Source organism: Marinitoga sp. 38H-ov (assembly GCF_011057715.1).
Taxonomy (GTDB): Bacteria; Thermotogota; Thermotogae; order Petrotogales; family Petrotogaceae; genus Marinitoga.
In genome coordinates this window covers 1-20,452 of record NZ_LNGH01000019.1, presented here as the reverse complement: position 1 = coordinate 20,452, position 20,452 = coordinate 1, and the positions used below count along the sequence as shown (strand labels likewise).

At 25.3% G+C, this 20,452-nt stretch carries 21 protein-coding genes, 2 tRNA genes and 1 pseudogene; 16 read left to right on the top strand and 8 right to left on the bottom strand.

The window, feature by feature from the left end:
• Positions 1 to 13 precede the first annotated feature (13 nt).
• Together AS160_RS06560 and AS160_RS06555 are read left to right on the top strand one after the other, a co-directional pair.
• The gene (locus AS160_RS06560; RefSeq protein ID WP_277601289.1) at positions 14 to 1,804 is read left to right on the top strand and encodes an ABC transporter ATP-binding protein; all 1,791 of its coding nucleotides are present in this window, start codon (positions 14 to 16) and stop codon (positions 1,802 to 1,804) included.
• A 1-nt stretch (position 1,805) separates the two neighbouring features.
• Positions 1,806 to 3,728, top strand: coding sequence for an ABC transporter ATP-binding protein (locus AS160_RS06555; RefSeq protein ID WP_165146669.1), 1,923 nt, complete (start codon positions 1,806 to 1,808; stop codon positions 3,726 to 3,728).
• 84 nt (positions 3,729 to 3,812) lie between these two features.
• Here AS160_RS06555 and AS160_RS06550 read toward each other — a convergent pair whose 3' ends face one another.
• Together AS160_RS06550 and AS160_RS06545 are read right to left on the bottom strand one after the other, a co-directional pair.
• Positions 3,813 to 5,621: a PQQ-like beta-propeller repeat protein gene (locus AS160_RS06550; RefSeq protein WP_165146667.1), complete on the bottom strand. Its 1,809-nt coding sequence runs from the start codon at positions 5,619 to 5,621 to the stop codon at positions 3,813 to 3,815.
• A gap of 252 nt (positions 5,622 to 5,873) precedes the next feature.
• Positions 5,874 to 5,950 (bottom strand) — tRNA-Ile (locus AS160_RS06545).
• A 70-nt stretch (positions 5,951 to 6,020) separates the two neighbouring features.
• On the opposite strand from AS160_RS06545, the gene AS160_RS06540 reads away from it, so the two are divergent.
• The 9 genes from AS160_RS06540 (at position 6,021) to AS160_RS06500 (ending at position 12,467) form a co-directional block, all read left to right on the top strand.
• Positions 6,021 to 6,224, top strand: a complete 204-nt coding sequence (locus AS160_RS06540) for a hypothetical protein (protein ID WP_165146621.1) — start codon at positions 6,021 to 6,023, stop codon at positions 6,222 to 6,224.
• 84 nt (positions 6,225 to 6,308) lie between these two features.
• Positions 6,309 to 6,821, top strand: a complete 513-nt coding sequence (locus AS160_RS06535; protein WP_165146664.1) for an adenine phosphoribosyltransferase — start codon at positions 6,309 to 6,311, stop codon at positions 6,819 to 6,821.
• A 29-nt stretch (positions 6,822 to 6,850) separates the two neighbouring features.
• Positions 6,851 to 8,218, top strand: coding sequence for a glucose-6-phosphate isomerase (locus AS160_RS06530; RefSeq protein WP_165146661.1), 1,368 nt, complete (start codon positions 6,851 to 6,853; stop codon positions 8,216 to 8,218).
• Positions 8,215 to 8,778: a dephospho-CoA kinase gene (gene coaE / locus AS160_RS06525; protein ID WP_165146658.1), complete on the top strand. Its 564-nt coding sequence runs from the start codon at positions 8,215 to 8,217 to the stop codon at positions 8,776 to 8,778. Before AS160_RS06530 ends, coaE begins: the two co-directional genes overlap by 4 nt.
• Before the next feature lie 66 nt (positions 8,779 to 8,844).
• Entirely contained in the window at positions 8,845 to 10,140 is a 1,296-nt protein-coding gene (locus AS160_RS06520) for an ABC transporter substrate-binding protein (protein ID WP_165146655.1), read from the top strand.
• Positions 10,141 to 10,303: 163 nt separating this feature from the next.
• The gene (locus AS160_RS06515) at positions 10,304 to 10,876 is read left to right on the top strand and encodes a TetR/AcrR family transcriptional regulator (protein WP_165146652.1); all 573 of its coding nucleotides are present in this window, start codon (positions 10,304 to 10,306) and stop codon (positions 10,874 to 10,876) included.
• Positions 10,877 to 10,913: 37 nt separating this feature from the next.
• The gene (locus AS160_RS06510) at positions 10,914 to 11,438 is read left to right on the top strand and encodes a DUF402 domain-containing protein (protein ID WP_165146650.1); all 525 of its coding nucleotides are present in this window, start codon (positions 10,914 to 10,916) and stop codon (positions 11,436 to 11,438) included.
• A 50-nt stretch (positions 11,439 to 11,488) separates the two neighbouring features.
• Positions 11,489 to 12,349 (top strand): sugar transferase, encoded by an 861-nt coding sequence (locus AS160_RS06505; RefSeq protein WP_165146648.1) that lies wholly within the window; start codon positions 11,489 to 11,491, stop codon positions 12,347 to 12,349.
• 43 nt (positions 12,350 to 12,392) lie between these two features.
• A tRNA-Glu gene (locus AS160_RS06500) sits at positions 12,393 to 12,467 on the top strand.
• An 83-nt stretch (positions 12,468 to 12,550) separates the two neighbouring features.
• Here the strand turns inward: AS160_RS06500 and pcp are convergent.
• Positions 12,551 to 13,162, bottom strand: coding sequence for a pyroglutamyl-peptidase I (gene pcp, locus AS160_RS06495; protein WP_165146646.1), 612 nt, complete (start codon positions 13,160 to 13,162; stop codon positions 12,551 to 12,553).
• A gap of 144 nt (positions 13,163 to 13,306) precedes the next feature.
• Here pcp and AS160_RS06490 point away from each other — a divergent pair, with 144 nt between their 5' ends.
• Positions 13,307 to 13,747, top strand: a complete 441-nt coding sequence (locus AS160_RS06490; protein WP_165146644.1) for an OsmC family protein — start codon at positions 13,307 to 13,309, stop codon at positions 13,745 to 13,747.
• Between the two features lie 22 nt (positions 13,748 to 13,769).
• Here AS160_RS06490 and AS160_RS06485 read toward each other — a convergent pair whose 3' ends face one another.
• Positions 13,770 to 14,738 carry a dipeptidase gene (locus tag AS160_RS06485; protein ID WP_165146642.1) on the bottom strand — a complete coding sequence of 323 codons (969 nt, stop codon included), beginning with the start codon at positions 14,736 to 14,738 and terminating at the stop codon, positions 13,770 to 13,772.
• 174 nt (positions 14,739 to 14,912) lie between these two features.
• Here AS160_RS06485 and AS160_RS06480 point away from each other — a divergent pair, with 174 nt between their 5' ends.
• Genes AS160_RS06480 through AS160_RS06465 form a run of 4 tightly spaced genes read left to right on the top strand, consistent with a single transcriptional unit; the run spans position 14,913 to position 17,604 of the window.
• The gene (locus AS160_RS06480) at positions 14,913 to 15,893 is read left to right on the top strand and encodes a 2-hydroxyacid dehydrogenase (RefSeq protein ID WP_165146640.1); all 981 of its coding nucleotides are present in this window, start codon (positions 14,913 to 14,915) and stop codon (positions 15,891 to 15,893) included.
• Between the two features lie 11 nt (positions 15,894 to 15,904).
• Positions 15,905 to 16,690, top strand: coding sequence for a nitroreductase family protein (locus AS160_RS06475; RefSeq protein WP_165146638.1), 786 nt, complete (start codon positions 15,905 to 15,907; stop codon positions 16,688 to 16,690).
• A 53-nt stretch (positions 16,691 to 16,743) separates the two neighbouring features.
• Positions 16,744 to 17,001 (top strand): winged helix-turn-helix domain-containing protein, encoded by a 258-nt coding sequence (locus AS160_RS06470; RefSeq protein WP_165146636.1) that lies wholly within the window; start codon positions 16,744 to 16,746, stop codon positions 16,999 to 17,001.
• Positions 17,002 to 17,013: 12 nt separating this feature from the next.
• The gene (locus AS160_RS06465; protein WP_165146633.1) at positions 17,014 to 17,604 is read left to right on the top strand and encodes a sulfurtransferase TusA family protein; all 591 of its coding nucleotides are present in this window, start codon (positions 17,014 to 17,016) and stop codon (positions 17,602 to 17,604) included.
• Positions 17,605 to 17,622: 18 nt separating this feature from the next.
• Here the strand turns inward: AS160_RS06465 and gcvH are convergent, their stop codons facing one another.
• From gcvH to istB, 4 genes and pseudogenes are all read right to left on the bottom strand, one after another.
• Complete coding sequence (gcvH, locus tag AS160_RS06460; RefSeq protein WP_165146630.1) at positions 17,623 to 17,982, bottom strand: glycine cleavage system protein GcvH; 360 nt, start codon at positions 17,980 to 17,982, stop codon at positions 17,623 to 17,625.
• A 21-nt stretch (positions 17,983 to 18,003) separates the two neighbouring features.
• Positions 18,004 to 19,356 (bottom strand): dihydrolipoyl dehydrogenase, encoded by a 1,353-nt coding sequence (lpdA, locus tag AS160_RS06455; protein WP_165146627.1) that lies wholly within the window; start codon positions 19,354 to 19,356, stop codon positions 18,004 to 18,006.
• 104 nt (positions 19,357 to 19,460) lie between these two features.
• Positions 19,461 to 19,655, bottom strand: coding sequence for a DsrH/TusB family sulfur metabolism protein (locus AS160_RS06450; protein WP_241244236.1), 195 nt, complete (start codon positions 19,653 to 19,655; stop codon positions 19,461 to 19,463).
• Between the two features lie 45 nt (positions 19,656 to 19,700).
• Positions 19,701 to 20,408, bottom strand: a pseudogene (istB, locus tag AS160_RS06445) (IS21-like element helper ATPase IstB).
• Positions 20,409 to 20,452: the final 44 nt, after the last annotated feature.

The following is a 20,452-nucleotide window of genomic DNA, read 5'->3' as shown; positions in this document are numbered from 1 at the left end:
ATTTCTTTATATATTGATTTTTTTCCTTAAAAATGTTAGAATTGTTAGTAAGACAAACAAAAATGGGGGTGTTATTATCATAAAACAATTTATTAAAAAAAATTGGTGGAGATATTTAATTGGTGTATTATTTCTTTTGATAATTGATTATTTGCAAATATTTATACCAAAAAAAATTGGATCTATAATTGATTATTTAAAAGTTTTTGAAGATTTTAATGTTATTAAATCATATATTTTTTCTATATTATTTTTAGCATTTTCTATTATGCTAGGAAGGTTTATTTGGAGATTTTTTATATTTGGAACATCAAGATTATTTGAATTTAAAACTGCAAATGATATTTTTTCTCATATACTAGATCAATCATATGATTTTTTTGATAAATGGAGAACAGGAGACTTAATGACTAGATTTACTGAAGATTTAAATGCTGTTAGAATGGCTATTGGGCCTGCAATTGTCATGATTGTAGATACTATATTTATGTCTACTATAACAATTATTGCTATGATAAATTTTGTAAACCCAAAATTAACATTATACTCTTTAATACCTTTGCCTATAATAGGTTTAATAACGCTTTTTTTTGGAAGATTGATAAGAAATTTATTCAAGAATTTACAAAAAACTATTTCGGACTTATCTGATCATACTGAAGAAAGCTACGCAGGGATACATGTAGTAAAAGTTTTTTCTTTAGAAAATACCATGAAAAGAAGATTTAATGATAGATCAAAAAAGTATTATGATGCCCAAATGAAATTAATAAAAACATGGGGTTTAATGTTCCCTTTAATACAATTTTTTGCTTCATTATCAAGTGTTTTAGCAATTTATTTTGGCGGTAAAATGGTAATTAATGAAGAAATTACTTTTGGACAATTAGTCATGTTTTATTCGTATATTGGTATGTTAGTATGGCCAATGATGGCTGTTGGATGGGTCACAAACATTATTGAAAGGGGAAAAGCTTCATATAATAGATTAATGGAAATATTAAATTCAAGATCTAATGTCATTGAACCATCAAGCATCAATAAAAATTTTAAATTTAATGGGAATATAAAAATTAAAAATCTTAATTTTAAATATCCTAATACTGAAAAATATGCGTTAAAAAATATTAATATGGAAATAAAAGCTGGTGAAATGATTGCTTTTGTCGGAAAAATTGGATCTGGTAAGTCAACATTACCAAAGTTACTTCTTAAATTCTATCCAGTTGAAAAGGATACTATTTTTATTGATGATTTGGATATTAATGATATACATTCAAAGGTAATACGCGATAATATTTCATATGTACCTCAAGAATCTTTTTTATTTTCAATGCCCATAGAAGATAATATTAGTTTTGCTCATCCTGAGGAAGCTAAAAATGCTCCTTTTTATGCTAAAATAGCTAATGTGCATGAAGATATTCAAGATTTACCTGAAAAATATAAAACTTTGGTTGGTGAAAGAGGTGTGACTCTTTCAGGAGGGCAAAAACAAAGAGTTTCAATTGCTAGAGCTTTGGCTAAAAATGCTCCTTTTATTATTCTTGATGATTGTTTATCAGCTGTAGATACTGAAACAGAAGAAGAAATTATTAAAAACTTAAGAAATAACGTTATTAATAAAACAATGATTGTTATTTCTCATAGGCTTAAAGCTGTAAGAAATGCTGATAAGATTTTTGTATTTGATAATGGTGAAATAATTGAATATGGTTCTCATGAAGAATTACTTGCATTAGAAGGTGCTTATTATAGTATGTATATGAAACAATTAATTGAAGAAAAATTAGAGGAGGAATAATATGAGAACTGCACATACAGATATTTTAAAAGAAGATAATCAACGAAATATTTCTAATATTGTTATATTTTCTATGCTCTGGAGATATATTAAAAAGTATTATATAATATTGATATTATCTTTTGTCTTTTTATTTTCATCAACTGTGGTAGATTTAGCAATTCCATCTGTTATGAGATATGCTATTGATAATGTCATAAATTCCGCGTATAAATTTAACTTTAATAACAATGAATTTTTATCTTCACCTAAAGGAGATTACACATTAAAAAAAATTGATAATTCATATTATATGATTAAAGATAATGAAAAAATTCTAGTTAGTAATGATTTTGTAAATAGCATAAAAAACAAAGCATTAGATGATATTTCTAAATACACAATAATTATTATTTCATTATTTTTATTTCAATTTTTATTTAATTATGGACAAGTTATATTCTCTAATCTTTTAGGACAAAAGGTAATTTATGATATTAGGGACGAATTATATTCACATATATTAAATATACCTTTAGATTTTTTTACTAAAAACCCTACAGGTAAAATAACTACAAGAACTGTTAATGATACACAAAATTTATCACAATTTTTCACTGACGTTTTAACTAGTTTAACAAAAGATATTGCAATAATAATAGGTGTCATTATCGTAATGTTTAAAATGAATATGAATTTGTCATTATATGTTGTATCAATGTTTCCAATAATAATTTTATCTACTTGGATATTTGGTAAAATTGATAAAAAAATATATTCAAAAACTAGAACAAGAATTTCAGCTACAAACTCATTTTTAGCTGAAAATATTGCTGGGGCAAATGTAACAAAAGCTTTTAATCAAGAAGATAGAAAAAGAAATGAATTTTATGATTTAAGTCATAAGTTATACAAATCTAGAATGCAACAAATAATATTAAATGGTTTATTTAGACCTTTTATGAATGTATTATATTATATAACCTTATCTATATTATTTTGGTTTGGCGCAAAATTATTTAATCAAAATATCGTTTCATTTGGCGTTTTAATTGCATTCACCTCATATATAGATATGTTTTTTAGACCTTTATTTGATATTGCCGAAAAATATGATATACTTCAAAATGCTTTTGCATCTGCTGAAAAAATATTTAGATTAAAAGAATTAGAAAAAGAAGATTTTGGAAAAGGCAAATACAATGAGATACATGATGGTAGTATTGAATTTAAAAATGTTTTTTTTGCATATGAAAAAGATAATTATATATTAAAAAATGTTTCTTTTAGAATAAATAAAAAAGACAATGTTGCTATAGTGGGAGAAACTGGTTCTGGAAAAACAACTATAATAAAATTAATTAATGGATTATATAGAATTAAATATGGTGAAATATTAATAGATAATAAAAATATATATGATTATGATCTACATTTATTAAGACGCCAAATCGCCGTTGTCCCTCAAGATGTATTCTTATTTACTGGTAGTATTTTAGATAATATAAGAATTTTTGATGAATCCATATCTGAAGAAGAAGTTATAAAAGCAGCTAAACAAGTACATGCTCATGAAATGATAGAAAAATTTCCCGATAAATATCATACAAAAATTTTGGAACGAGGTAGTACTTTATCCGCCGGAGAAAGGCAATTAATCGCTTTAGCTAGAGCTGTAATATTTAAATCAAAAGTTATTATACTAGATGAAGCTACTGCAAATATTGATGTAGAAACTGAATACTTAATACAAAAAGCTATGGAAAATTTAATTGGTAAAGTTACAATTATTTCTATTGCTCACAGATTATCTACAATAAAAAAAGCAAATAGAATTATTGTTGTTCACAAAGGTAAAGTAATCGAAGAAGGAACTCATAATGAATTAATTCAAAAAAGAGGAATTTATTATGATTTATACAAGCTACAATATGAAAATAACTAATAAAAATCCCATCCGAAATTTCTATGGATGGGATTTTTTATTATGCCATTTAAATTATAATTAATAACAATATTATTCATACATCTATTTTATATTGGGATTACCAATATGCTGAGAATTAAATTTATATTGAAAAACTTCTTTATCATTAATATCAATTATTGATATAACTCCTTTAGATGAAGCGGCATACAAAAAACCATCTTCTATAGATAATTTATTTGAATATCCAAGATGATATTTTTCTAGAATTTTTTTAGATTCTTTATCTATTAAAAGAATATCATATTTTAAATTATTTAATATGATATATTTTTCAGTTAAAATACCAGAACCCGGAACTAATCCTACATTAATTAATTTATTAATTTTACCATTTTTAAGACTGTATAAATATCCATCTAATAAAGAAATATAAACTTCATTATTTTTTTCGTTAATTAGTGGATAAGAGTATGGTATATCAGGTAATAAATACTGATATATAATATTTCCATTTTTATCTAAAATTGTAAACTTATTATCTGGTCCAGAAATATATATATTATTATTTTTATCAATATCAAAATTTTGTATTTTTCCATTTAAATTAATATTACATATCAAATTTAATTCTTTATCAAATTTATATAAATTACCAAAAATATCCAATGCAATTATATTCCCATCATAATCTATAATAGGGCTAAATTTAGAAGTTTTTATTTCATATCTTTTTATTATATTATTATTTTCATCTAAAAAATATAAGTAATTCGACCATAAATGAATAACCTTCAATTTATCATTAATAATTGATATATTTGAATAAATAGGGTCTATTTCTTTTTCAAAAATATTATGATTATTTAAATCTACTTCAATTAATCCTCTTCTATACCCAGAAACATACAATTTATCTTTAAATAATACAGGAAAATCATATGAATATGAATTTAGCTTATATATCTTATTTATTCCTTTTATCATGTCTATAACATATAACTTTTTAGAATAGCCAGATAAATATAAAACATTATTTTTTGCAGTTACTCCACCAAAAAATAAATCGCTTAATATATATATATTTACAATTGATCTAGATAGAAATTTTATATCAGGATTAATAATTTCATTATTATTAAAGATAATTTTATTTCCATTAATATCAAAATTATCTACTAAATATTCTAAATTGTTTATATTCATTTTTATTTTTTTAGTATATCTATTTTTATTTGGGATATAATCTTTATCTTTTAAAAACAAAATATTTTTTTTATCAACTTTAATATTAAAATTTAAAATTTCGAATTTAAACTTAGAATCTTCTAATAAAACTTTGTTATAAAAAAAATAATCGCCATTATAAAAATATACTAAATTTTTTCCTTCATTTGTAACTCCTGGCATAAAATCAGATACTATTTTTTCAGATGGTATTGATAAAATTCCATATTCTGTTTTAACTTTCCAATATATATCTGATATTATCTCAATTGGAGACATATGAAATTTGCCAAACTCTGTATTTATAATATCTGATTCTATTCTTTTCTTTAATGTAATTATATTTAAATCACTTTTATTAATTTTAAATAATGTTTCTTTGTTTCTTAAAATTAAGTATTCGCCTTCAATACTTTCAAATTCAGCCTTAAAAGAATATCCCTTGTCTAAAGATATATACATTTTATCTTTTTCTTCTTCAGAAAATTCAATTGATTTAATATCTGATATTGACATTCTAGCTAAATTATTATTTATCTTATAAAAAATCATAACTTCATTTTGTATTCTTGAAACAGAAACAAATTCAGCATCAATATTTTCATTAAAATTAGTTATTATTTTAACTCCAAAAGACGTAAAATAGATTATAAAAATAAAAACAAAAATTAATATTTTTCTCATAAAAACACTCCTTTTTATTAATATATCAAGCGTTATATAAATTATTATAATCTAATTTTATCAAATTAAAAGGTATAAGATTAAAAAAAAATATCTAAAAAGTTACTTTTATATTAATGTGAAAAACTCAATTTTATTGGTATTTCTGAGATTTAAAAAATTAACATTTTAAACAAAAAAACTTGACAAAAATAATAAAATATATTAAAATATTAATAGGTATAAAAAAATCGAGGCGTTCGCCTCGATATATGGTGGGCTCGGGTGGATTCGAACCACCGACCTCCCGGTTATGAGCCGGAAGCTCTCACCAACTGAGCTACGAGCCCTAAAGCGATTAGATTATAACATCATTTTTCTATTTTGTCAAGTATTTTTTTTGAAGGGAGTGAAAAAAATATGAAAACATTAGATGTAGAAAGTAAAAAATTCTTTAACAATTCAGATCCAATTAAAATAAGTTTAAATAAATATCCACGTGTCTTAGTTTTAAAAGCAGCATTTGAAACTTTAAAAGAAGGTAATAAAGTGACTATAGGTGAAATAGAAAAAAAAATTTATCTATTTTTAAATTGTTCATATAAAACAAAAAAGTCCCATTAGTGGGACTTTTTTTGTTGTTTATATTGTTTTTTAAAAAAAATATGGTAAAATACATTTGTCAATAAACTTGAAGGAGGAATTGCAATGAATTTTGAAGATTATATTAGAGATATTCCAGATTTTCCTAAACCAGGTATCATATTTAAAGATATTACACCTTTATTAGCTAATCCAGAAGCTTTTAAAGAATTAATCGATACAATGGCCGAACGTGTAAAAGACTTAGATTTTGATGCAATATTAGTCCCCGAAGCTAGAGGTTTTTTATTCGGATCCGCTTTAGCGTATAAGTTAGGAAAAAAATTAGTTCCTGTAAGAAAACCAGGCAAATTGCCATATGATGTAATAGAAGTTTCTTACTCATTAGAATATGGAGAGGCCAAAATACAAATGCATAAAGACGCTTTAAATAAAGGAGAAAAAGTATTAATTGTTGATGATGTTTTAGCAACAGGTGGAACTATTAAAGCTATTGAAACTTTAGTGAAAAAATTGGATGCTGAAGTTTCAGGTATATTATGTTTAATAGAATTAAGTTTTTTAAATCCTAGAGATAATTTTAATAATGTCAAAATTGAAAGTATATTAACTTATTAGAATTTTAACTTTGGAGAGGGAGGATAAATATGAAAGGAATTAAATTTGATTTCACAAATATGTTTTTCCCTAATATCGAAAAGGGAATTAAATTTGATGAGGTTAATGAATATAAAGAAAAAATTGCAAGTATTATAAATGATATTTTAAAAGAAAAACCAGGTTTTATAGATCTTCTCGATGATACCAAATTTGTAGAAAAAATTCTTGATTTACAAGAATGGATCCAATCTTTTGATAGTTTTGTTGTGCTTGGAATTGGAGGATCTGCATTAGGAAATATAGCTTTACAAAATACTTTAAATCCTCTAAATTATAATAATATGAATAATAGAAAAACTCCAAAAATTTTTATTGTAGATAATGTTGATCCTGACTTTGTGGCTTCAATTTTAGATCAAATAAATCCGCATACAACTTTATTTAATGTTATCTCAAAATCAGGGACAACAGCTGAAGCAATGTCTAATTATTTAATAGCTAGAGGCATTATTGATAGTTATGGTCTTGATCCTAAAAAACATATTATTTTCACTACAGATCCAGAAAAAGGAATTTTAAGGGAAATTGCTAAAAACGAAGGAATAGAAACTTTAGATATTCCACCTAACGTTGGAGGTAGATTTAGTGTTTTAACTCCTGTTGGATTATTATCAGCTTTAGCTGGAGGTATAGATATTATAGACTTATTGAATGGCGCTAAAGCTATGCTAGAAAAAGTTTCAAATAATAACATATTTGAAAACCCAGCAGCTTTAAATGCTTTATTACATTATTTATATTACAATAATGGTTATAATATATCTGTAATGATGCCTTATTCTAATAAGTTATTTTTATTAGCCGATTGGTATAGGCAATTATGGGCAGAAAGTTTAGGTAAAAAATATAATATTAATGGTGAAATAGTTAATGTTGGTCAAACACCGGTAAAAGCATTAGGGGCTACTGATCAACACTCACAAGTTCAATTGTATAATGAAGGTCCTGATGATAAAATTATAACATTCTTAAAATTAGAAAAATTCGAAAGGGATATAAAAATACCTAAATTACATGAAAATTACTCCGCCTTATCTTATTTAGGTGGTAGAACATTATCAGAGTTGTTAAACACTGAACTTTTCGGTACAGAATACGCTCTAACAGAACACGGAAAACCAAATATGAAGGTTATTTTCCCTGAAATTAATGCTTTTAATGTTGGTCAATTCTTTCTTGCATATGAATTTCAAACAGCTGTAATGGGTAAATTATTAGAAATTGATGCTTACGATCAACCTGGAGTTGAATTAGGCAAAAAGGTAACATATGCTTTGATGGGTAGAGAGGGATATGAAAATTTTGCAAAAGAAGTAAAAGAAAAAACAGAAAAAAAGGAAAAGTTTATAATATGAAAGTAATAGGTATAACAGGATATGCTGGTAGCGGAAAAAGTACAATAGCCAAGATTTTAAAAAATCTTGGCTATTATATTATTGATTTAGACGAAGTAGGTCATTTATTATTAAAAGATAAAAAAATAATCGAAAGGTTAGTTGATTTATTTGGAAAAAATATTTTAAAAAATAATCAAATAAACAGAAATTCCTTAGCTCAAATAGTTTTTAGTTCAAATGAAAAATTAGAATTATTAAATTCACTTTTACATCCTAAAATAAAGCAATATGTTATTAATGAAATTAATAACTCTCAAGAAGATATTATTTTTATAGATGGTGCTTTAATTGAAAAAATTGGATTAGATGAAATATGTGATTATATTATTCTTATTGATTCACCAGAAGACTTACGTTTAAAAAGGCTTATAAATTATAGAGGTCTTTCTTATGAAAAAGCTAAAAATATTTTAAATTCACAAAAAGACTTATCTTTTACATATGATTTTAAAATCATCAATGATGGTAGCTTAGAGAGAATTAAAAAGGATTTAGTTAGAATAATAAATGATTTTTAATTTGCATTTTTTATATTAAGTATAGTATAATTATATGTTAAACAAAACTTTTAGGAGGTGTTATGGGTGAAGAAAGTACTTCTAGTTTCTTTATTATTATTAGTTATTGCTTTTTCTTTTGGTGAAAAAATTAAAGTTGAATTTTGGCATGCTATGGGAGGCGGACATGGTAAAACTTTAGATGAATTAGTTGCAGCATTTAACAGAGAAAATCCATATGTTGAAATTGTTCCTGTATATGTTGGTAACTACGGAGCATTATCTAGAAAGTTATTAAGTACAGTTGTTGCATATAACGAAGGTTCAAGAGAAAATTTACCTGTATTAGCGCAAGCTTATTCAAACTGGACATCTAAATATCTTCAAAGTGAAGGTATAGTTGAACCATTAAATAAATTTATATTTGGAGATAATGAATTCAAAAACATTTGGGAAAATAAAATATATGATGTATTTAAAGATATGTGCACATGGGGAGATACAGTATACTCTATACCATTTAATAAAAGTGTATATACAACCTATTATAACGTTGACTTATTCGATTTATACGGAGTAGAAGCACCAAAAACTTTAGATGAATTATACGAAGTAGCTTCATTATTAACAGAAGACTTAGATGGTGACGGTACAATAGATCAATATGGTTTAGGTTATAGAACAACAGTTGATGACTTCCAAACATTTTTATATGCAATGAATGGAAAAGTATTAGATTATGCAGGAAATGGAAAATGGAAAATTACTTTAGATAAAGAAATCACTTTAAAAGCTCTAGAATTTATGTATAAATTAAAATCTGATGAAGTTGCTATGGTTCAAGGCGGATATTTAAATGATCCTTTTGGCAATGGTCAAATAGCTATGTATATGGGTACTATTGCAGGAAAACCTTATGTTGAAAAATCTATTAAAGGTAAATATGAATGGTCATGGGCACCATTACCTTCAGTTGATGGAGTTCCCCATTCACCTATAGCCGGTACAGATTTAATTATGTTTGCTTGGGCATCAAAAGAGCAAAAACAAGCAGCTTGGATGTTTATGAATTTCTTATTGGATAAAGTTAATCAAGCTTACTGGTCAGTAAACACTGGTTATGTACCTGTTAGAAAAGACATTGTTGATACCGCACAATGGAAGTCATATATTGCAAATGATGAAAAACCTTCTATCGCATTAAACTCATTATCCACAGCAGTTCCTGATCCTAAACCAGCTGCATGGTATGATATTAGAAATGCTTTAAGTACAATTGTTAATGATTTCTTATATGATAAAATCACTGCAGAAGATGCATACAATAGAATGATTGAAGAAATTAAAAACTTATTAATTGAAAACGAAGAATTTTCTGAATAATATTATAAATTATAAAAAATAGGGGTGCTATACACCTCTATTTTTTTATAATAATATTTCAAGTTACAAAAAATTAACTAATTAAAACAATCGTATGATTTGACAATTATATAAAATGATGATATAATTTGTTTATCAGATAATAAAAAGGAGGTTAATTTTTATGGCAAGGCGCCCAAATCCTACATTAAGAGCAAAAAGAAAAGATAATTTAATGGAATCTATTATTACTATAATAACAGAAGAATCTATAGCAGAAGCTACAACTAGACATATATCTGAAATGTCAAATTTAACAATCGCTTCTTTGCATTATTATTTTGGTTCAAAAGATGGTGCTCTAGTAGCTACTGCAGAAAATATTTTAGAAGATTGGATTAACGAGATATTAGAAAAAAGAACAATGACAGCTGAACAAAAAATAAGACAGCTCTTCACACCTCCAAAATATATGATTACCTTTTCTCAAATTTTAACTTATCCTTTTAGACAAAAAGATGTTTCAAATAGAGCTAGATTACTAGATAAAAAATTTTCTGAAAGTATAAAAGAATTTTTGAAATTGCATGAAATTGGAACAGAAGATTTAGATAGGCATACTGAATTAGTAAAAACATTTTTAATAGGTTTAAGTTTTAAAATAGTAACCAATAGAGATATATTAAATGATGAATTAGATAATTTAAAAAGATTCTTTACAGAAAAAGAAGAACTTCCAGATATTAGGGGATTTTAATGAGGATTTAATCCTCATTTTTTATTGGGGGGATTAAATGAAAAATTACAATTTTGATTTAATAAATAAAAAAGAACAATTAAATTCACCCTCTCGTGAAGTTATTACTGATATTAATAAAATACTTTATTTCAAAAATTCTATAGGAATTGAAAGAGATTGGATTATTTTGGAAAAACATAATTCAATAAAAAAAATAAAAAGATTACTATTACCTAATAGTTATATAATGCTAACTTCATTTCTTACTAATTTAAATTCCGAATTAAAAGATTATCTAATCTATATTGACTTCGGAAAATATACTAATTCTAATGAAATTATTAAGTTTACTGATTTAGAATTAGATATAATTATTAAAAAAAACGATTCTTTTGAGATTGATGATATTGATGAATTTATAGAAAAACATGAAGAAAAATATATTAATAAAACAGATTTTTACTCAGTCTTAAAAGAAGAAACTTATTTAATTAATCAATTTCAAAAAATTGGAATTATTAATGCTTTAGAAATATTATTTGATAAAACTTCAGTAAAATGGTTATTGAATTTAGGATAAATACATATTATAATATAATTATATATTTATTATAATTTACAGGTGAAAAAATGATAAAATATTTAGTTATAGGTAAAAAAGAGGATTTTGAAAACATTACTAATGAAATAGAAAAAAAAACAAAAGGACAAATAACTTTTGGAGATTTTTTAAATCCTAATCCAAATATTTTTTTAGAAAGAATAAAATATCACGATAGAGTTTTAATTGCTGATCCAGATTTAGAAAAGCACATAAAAGAAGAATTAAATAATATAAAAAAACAAGGTATTATTATAGATATATTACCTGATATAGTGGAAAAATATCTTCAGAGAATACCGATTCTAGTTTTTAAAAAATTTGAATTTTATTACTCAGAATTCTTTTTAAATAAAGAAGAAAATAGAATTTTTGATATTTTTTTAGCCTTATTCTTTTTAATTCTTTCATCTCCATTAATGATTTTAATTTCTATTTTAAACTATTTTATTATTGGAAAACCTATACTATTTAAACAAATCAGGGTTGGAAAAAACGGAAAAAGATTTTTTATGTATAAATTTAGAACTATTCACAATGAGAATATTCATTCATTTAGTAAATTCCTAAGAAAAACCAGACTAGATGAACTACCTCAATTTTTCAATGTTATAAAAGGTAATATGAATTTTATCGGACCTAGACCGGAAATGTTATCTTTTCATAACATGTGTAAAGATAATATAGATTATTATAATTATAGATTATATATCAACCCTGGAATAACTGGTTGGGCTCAGGTTAAGTATAAATATACTACTTCTTTAGATGATTATATTGTAAAAACAGAATATGATTTATATTATGTAAAAAATAAAAATTTTTTACTAGATTTAAAAATATTATTATTGACAATTTTAACTATTTTTAAAGATAATGGTTCTTTTTGATATTTACAAAATACTTTTTTTATGATATAATATATATGCTTTTGGCCCCATAGGATAACGGCTAGTCCATCGGATTCTCAGTCCGAGAGTCGGGGTTCGATTCCCCGTGGGGCTGCCAGAAAAAAGACAGCGTTTGCTGTCTTTTTATTTTATATAAACTTTGTTATATGGAATTTTTTCATCTCTTCTATATATATTATTTCATAATAATTCTTCCACACAAATTTCAATCGTTTTTTCTAAAGCTTTTGTTATGTTATCTAATGACATACTTGGCTTATTTCTTTTATCTAATACTTGCTCTGGTAAATATGGCACATGAATAAAACCGCCTAAAATTCTATTATAATCTCTATTTATATAATACATTAACCCATATAATAAATGATTACATACAAATGTTCCTGCAGAATTAGATATTTCTGCCGGTATTCCTATTTCTCTAATGCCCTCAACTATCTTTTTTATTGGTAGATTAGAAAAATATGCATTTTCACCATCGAAAAAAATAGGCTTATCAACTGGTTTGTTACCTTCATTATCTTCTATCCTAGCATCATCAATGTTTATCGCAACTCTTTCAATACTAATATGAGATCTTCCTCCTGCTTGACCTGTACAAATAACTATATCTGGTTTAATCTCTGATATCTTACTTATTAATTTTTCAATAGACTTATAAAATACTGTAGGTATTTCAAGTTTTATAATCTCTGCACCTAAAATTTTTAAAGGTAATTTTTTTACTGCCTCAAATGATGGATTTATTTTTTCCCCACCAAATGGAACAAATCCTGTTACTAATACTTTCATTTAAACACCTCCATATTTTTTATATTATATCATAAATTTTAATAATATATATGATATATTGTTATAATTTTCGCATTATAGAAACAATTATTATGTATAATTAATTAGGATAAAAAACATCCTAATTAATAATGAGGTGATATTATGGCATTTGCTAATTTTAAAATTAATTCAGTAAGCGAGAATCCAACAAAAACAGTTATTAAAGCTCGTAATTTCAAGATGATAATAGACGAACCAGAAAATCTTGGAGGTACAAATGATGGTGCAACTCCTGTTGAATATTTATTAGCTGCGTTAGCAGGTTGTTTAAATGTTGTAGGCCATTTAGTTGCAAAAGAAATGGGTTTTGAACTCAAAAAAATGGAAATAAATATTGATGGAGATTTAAACCCCGCAAAATTTATGGGAAAACCTTCTAAAGATAGAACAGGATTTGTACAAATTAATGTATCAATAAATACAGAAACTGATGCTGATGAAGAAACATTAAAGCAATGGTTAAATAAAATAGAAGAGAGATGTCCTGTATCTGATAATCTACAACATCCTACATTTATTAAATTTAATATATCAAAATTATAAAATAAAGGAGAGAAATACTCCTTTATTTTAATACCTTGTTATATACTCTTAAGAAATTTTCTCCTAAAATCATGTTTATTTCTTTTTCATTATAACCATGTTTTTCTAGCGTCTCTATAAAAATATTTAATTCATGATGCCCATTTAGTGAATCTTTATGAAAATCTCTAAACATATCACAAAAATCAAATCCTATACCAACATATTCCACTCCTACTAAATTAGATATATAGTCTATATGCTTTACTAATCCATCTGCATTATTTTCTTTAGGATTATTACTTACAAAAGTTCCACTGGCATTTATTCCTATTACTCCACCTGTTTTAGCAATAGCCTTTATTTGTTCATCTGTTAAATTTCTCATTGAATAAAATATATTTCTTACATTTGAATGAGATGCTAATATTGGAGTATTTGAAAATTTGATTACATCCCAAAAACCTTCATCATTTAAATGACTCACATCAATAATCATATGCAATTTTTCAATTTCTTTTATAACCTCAACACCAAATGCAGTCAATCCTCCTTTAATTCCTTCTTCTTTTTCTGAAAAATAACATCCATCAGCAATATAATTTCTTCTACTCCATACTAAACCTGCAAATCTAACTCCTAATTCATAAAATGTTTTCAATAGATATATATCATTACCTATTGGTTCTAACCCTTCAAAAGATAACATTATTCCTAATTTGTTATTTTCAATTGCATACTCTATATCTTTCATATTTTTACATAGCATTATTTTTCCTTTTGATTCTTCTATTTCATTATATAATGAACTAATTTGATCTAATGCATTTTTTAAAGCCATTTCTGGAATATATTTTTCTTCTATAAAAAGTGAAGAAACTATAATATTAAAACCACCCTCTTTGAATTTAAAATAATGATCTTCCAATATAACGTTTTTTCTACCTTTTCTTCTTTTTTCATATACATCTACTAATAAGTCAAAATGCCCATCAATAATTATTTTATTCATAATCTCCCTCCTAACAAACGTTAACCTATTTTACCATAAAATATTATTTTATAATAACTTTTTTAATTCCGATAAAAAAAGTCGTAATAAATTCATAAGAATGGTGAAAAAAATATTTAGTATAATAATGATGTAAAATATATTTTATTCTTTATTTTAAGGGAGAGGGTTTATATGAAAATAGCTTTTTTTAGTGCTAAAAAATATGATATCGATTTTTTTGATTTTGCAAATAAAAAATATGAATTTGAAATTAAATATTTTGAAACAAGGTTAAATGAAAAAACTACTATTTTAGCTAAAAATTTTGACGTAGTTTGTGCCTTTGTAAATGATAATTTAAACAGTGAAGTTTTAAAAAATTTAAAAGAAAACGGAACAAAATTGATTGCATTAAGATCTGCAGGTTTTAATCACGTTGATTTAGACTCAGCAAAAAAACTAGGTTTGAGAGTGGTACATGTACCAAAGTATTCACCATACGCTGTTGCCGAACATACTGTTGCTTTAATATTATCTTTAAATAGAAAAATTCATAAAGCTTATTTCAGAGTAAAAGAAAATAATTTTTCTCTTGATGGACTTTTAGGGTTTGATTTATATGGAAAAACTGTAGGATTAATCGGAACAGGAAAAATTGGAAGAATAGTCGCAAATATTTTAAAAGGTTTTGGAATGAACATTTTAGGATATGATAAATATCCTAATAATGAATTTTCAGGAAAATACGTAAATTTAGATACATTGTTAAAAAAATCTGATATAATATCATTACATACGCCTTTAAATAAAGAAACATATCATATAATAAATAAAGAAAATATACGTAAAATGAAAAATGGAGTTATGATTATTAATACTAGCAGAGGTGGTTTAATAGATACAAAAGCTGTAATTGAAGGATTAAAATCTAAAAAAATCGGTTACTTGGGTTTAGATGTATATGAAGAAGAAGAAAATATTTTTTTTGAAGATTTATCAAGTGAAATAATTGACGATGATACATTTGTCAGATTGACATCTTTTCCGAATGTTTTAATTACAGGTCATCAAGGATTCTTTACTTGCGAAGCTTTAACAAATATAGCTGAAACTACCTTAGAAAATATTTATAATTATAAAAATAACACTTTAAACAAAAATATTGTTGTATAAGGGGGAGTTTAATGGAACTTTATTTGGGGAAGTATAACTTAATTTTATTTGAGAAAATAGATATTCCTAAAAAATATAAGATAAATATAAACCACCAAAAAAATGAATTTTTTTATAAGAATTTGAATAAAGAATTTGAAATTGAACTAGAAATACATTATTCAGAAAAAAATGACAATAATTGCATTGCCATGTTTATAGATCCATTAGGAAATGTTAGAAAAAAATTTTACTCAAAAAATACATTAGAAAGGGATATAAAAGAGTTTATAAATAATCTATTTGATATTGATGAAAATATTTATTTAAGAAAATCATATAGAGCTATTTCCAATAAAAAAATAGACAGTAATTTATTAGATTTACTAATTTATTCTGCAAAACTTGCTCCATCTTGTGCAAATAAACAACCATGGAATTTTGTTGTTGTTACTGAAGAAGATAAACTAAATTTATTAAAAGAATCTTTACCAGGCGGAAATTATTGGGCTAAAAATTCACCTGCAATTATTGCAGTTTATGCTAAAAAAGATGATGATTGTGATTTATCAGATAATAGAGAATATTTTTTATTTGATACAGGAATGGCCGTGGGAAATCTTTTAACTCAAGCCACTAAATTTGGATTAATTGCTCATCCTATTGCCGGATTTGATCCATTAATTGCAAAAAAAGTGTTAAATATTCCCAATAATTATACTTTAATAACATTAATTGTTTTAGGTTATTATGGAAATAGTTCGAATTTAAGTGAAAAACATAAAGAAACAGAAAACTCTATAAGAATTAGAAAATAAACACTTTTTATATATACCAATATTTGTAACAATATAAAAACGGAGTGATTTAAATGGAAGCTTATAAAGTTTTTAAAGCATTAGGATGCAAATGGAGAGTTGAAATAGTTAAAAAAATAGCTAAAAATAAAAATATTTGCCTTTGTGAATTACAAAAGGAATTTCCACTTGATGTAAGTACTCTCTCGAGGCATATCAGTATGCTAAAAAAAGTTGGAATTATAGTAGAAGAGAGACAAGGAACTTCAAAGATACTTTCTATTTCTTCAAGAAAAGTAATGGAATTAATAAAACAAGCAGAAAAATTTTAGGAAGGCGATTATATGAAAAAAATTTTAACCTTAGAAAATTTATTCAAGACATTATCAAATCAAACAAGAATGGAAATTTTAATTGCTATTTTTGATAATTATTTGACAGCTTCTGAAATTGCTGAAAAATTAAATTATGATATATCTACAATATATAGACATTTACTTCATATGAAAAAGTTTGGTATTTTAAAATCAGAAAGAAAAAATGGAATAGAATATTTTGATTTTTCTTCAACGAAAATATTTCATTTAATAGAAAATGCTATAGAATTTATCTCAGAAGTAAATGGAAATAAGGTTATAGATTGTACTCATATGGGAAGATGTTTGTTAGACCAAAATTCTTTAAATATTGATCCAGATATGATCCTAGATATGCGTGGAGAAATATGTCCTGTTCCAGATATACAAACAAGAAAAGTATTAAAAAGTATGAAAAAAGATCAAATACTTTTAGTAATAGTAGATTGTCCATTATCTGCCGAAAGAATTCCAATCTCCATTACAAAAGAAGGACATATACTATTAGGAAAAATAAACGAAATTCCTGGAGAAACAAAATTATATATAAAAAGAGCAAAAAAAATCAGGAGAATTTAAACTCTCCTGATTTTTATATTATAATGAATTTTTATATTCTTCTGCCGATAATAATTTATCAACTTCTTCTTTATTTAATATTTCTATTTTAGCAATCCACCCATCTTTTTCAGGAGAATCATTTATTATTTCTGGATTGTTATCTAATAATGTGTTAACTTCTACAATTTTTCCACTGACAGGTGCATATACATCGCTTGCGGATTTTACAGATTCTAAAGTACATAACACATCGCCTTTTTTAATTTCTTTTCCAACCTCTGGTAATTCAATAAATGTAACATCTCCTAATTCTTCTGCAGCATTTTCAGAAATACCAACATAAGCAATATTATCTTCTAATAATACCCATTCATGAGTTTTAGTAAATTTTTTCATATTTCCACTCCTTTTATTTTTTTATATATGCAGCGCTAATCCTTCAGCATCTTCAAATGCACCAAGGATTGTTTCTGTTAAAGTAGGATGTGGATGTATGGAGTTAGAAATTTCTTCAACAGTTAATCCATGTTTAACAGCTAAAACACCTTCCATAATCATATCGGTAGCAGAAGGCGAAACAACAGCAAAACCTAATACTTTCTTTGTTTCTTTATCAGCTATGACTTTTGCAAAACCTTCTCTTTCTTCCATTGTTCTTGCTCTTCCATTTGCTGAAACAGGGAATTTGCCTACAATTATCTTATCTGGATCTAAATCTTTTTCTTTTAAACCAGTTGAAGCAACTTCTGGATTTGAGAATATAATTGAAGGAACAGCATTATAATCCATTTCCAATTTTTCTCCAGCAATATTATGTGCTGCAACAATACCTTCAAACATCGCAACATGCGCTAACATAATCTTTGCTCTAATATCTCCTATTGCATATATATTATCTATATTTGTTTTCATTGTATTATCAGTAACTATTCCTCTTTCAATTTTTACACCTAAATTTTTAACATCTTCTGGAATATTTGGTCTTCTTCCAACGGCCAACAATACCCTATTAGCAGATAATTCAATTTCCCCATTTTCTGATTCTGCTATAACTACATAACTTTCATTTACATCTTTTACTTTTGTTTTTTCATACACTTTAACACCTTTTTTTACTAGTGATTTTTTTATTTCTAATGCTATATCCTCATCTTCAAAAGGAAGAATATGATCAGCTAATTCTACAACATGAACTTCTTTACCTAAAGAAGCAAAAAATGTTGCAAATTCAACACCAATAACTCCACCGCCTATAATAACTATACTATCTGGCAATTCTGACATTTTAAATACATCATCACTTGTCCATATACCTTCTATTTCATTAAAAGGCGGAAATATAGAAGGAACAGAACCATGAGCAAGAATTAAATATTCTCCTTCCAAAATTTCACTTGTTTCTTTAATCTTCACATGAGTATTATCTTCAATAATACCTGTTCCATTATATACATCTATATTATTTTTTTTCATTAAATATTCGATTCCTTTTCTAGACATTGTAACAGATTTGTTCATATGTTTCATCATATCAGAAAGCTCATATGAAATATTTTCTACTTTAATACCAAATTTTTTTGATTTAGAAATAATATCAGTATATAAATGAGAAGCTGTTAAAAGAGCTTTTGTAGGAATACAACCTACATTAGTGCAAGTACCTCCAAGATGATTTTTTTCTATTAAAGCAACTTTTTTACCCAATTGCGATAATCTAATTGCAGCAACATATCCACCTGGTCCTCCACCAATTACAATTACATCATACATTCAATCCACCCCTTTGTGTTTTTTATCTCAAATATTTTAACTTCAAGAAAGAAAATTTATTTTACAAAGAAGTTAAATAATTAAAAAGAGGGGAGAAATCTCCCCTAACCAATAAACTTTGGTTCTTTTTCTAATATATCTATAAACCCATGATAATCTATTAATTCGACATTAGCTTCTTCTTCGGTATATCCTCTTGCTAAAAAGTCTTCTCTTATTAAATATGTTTTTCCTTCTGTTAATTCAGATAAATTTTCAAAATTCCAATATATACCATCTTGTATTGTAAAAGTCAACACAAAAATGTTAAAAAAAGGGAAAATAAAAATGTACAAAAAAAGAAATTAAGAATTAGAAACGAAACTTGATGAAGAATTAGCAAAAAACTCCATTTTTTCTTTCAACCTGTATGATTCACCTTTGATTGATATAATATGAGAATGATGTAATAATCTATCTAATATTGCTTGAGCTAATATGGGAGTTCCAAATATTTCACTCCACTCTGAAAAAGGCATATTTGTTGTTATTATTGTACTGTGTCTTTCATATCTTTTAGATATTAATTGAAAGAATATATTTGATGCATCTGTATCAATTGGTAAATATCCAATTTCATCGATTATTAATACTTTGTATTTTGCAAAGTGTTTTAGTCTAGTTTCTAATCTGTTTTCTTTGTGAGCTTTTTTTAGTGTGACATTAAATCTTGAATGTGTATAAAATATGTTGAATATCTATATTTTGCACATTCTATTCCTATGGATATGTGTCTTGCCAACTCCTGGGGTTCCTACAAATAATATATTTTCATTATTTTCTACGAATCTTAAGCTTTTTAAATCTAATATTTCTTGTTTGTTTATTCCTGGTTCAAAATCAAAATCTTCTATTCCTTTTAGAAACGGAAAATTCGCTACTTTTACACATGCGTTCATTTCTCTTTTTTCTTTAGCTCTTACTTCTAATTCACTTAATTCATATAATGCATCAATTATACTTTTTACTCCTTTGTTTATTAAATCTAAATATTTATTATTTTTTATATTCATCAGGTTTAATTCTTGCTAATTATTTATTAGTTTTATATAATTAT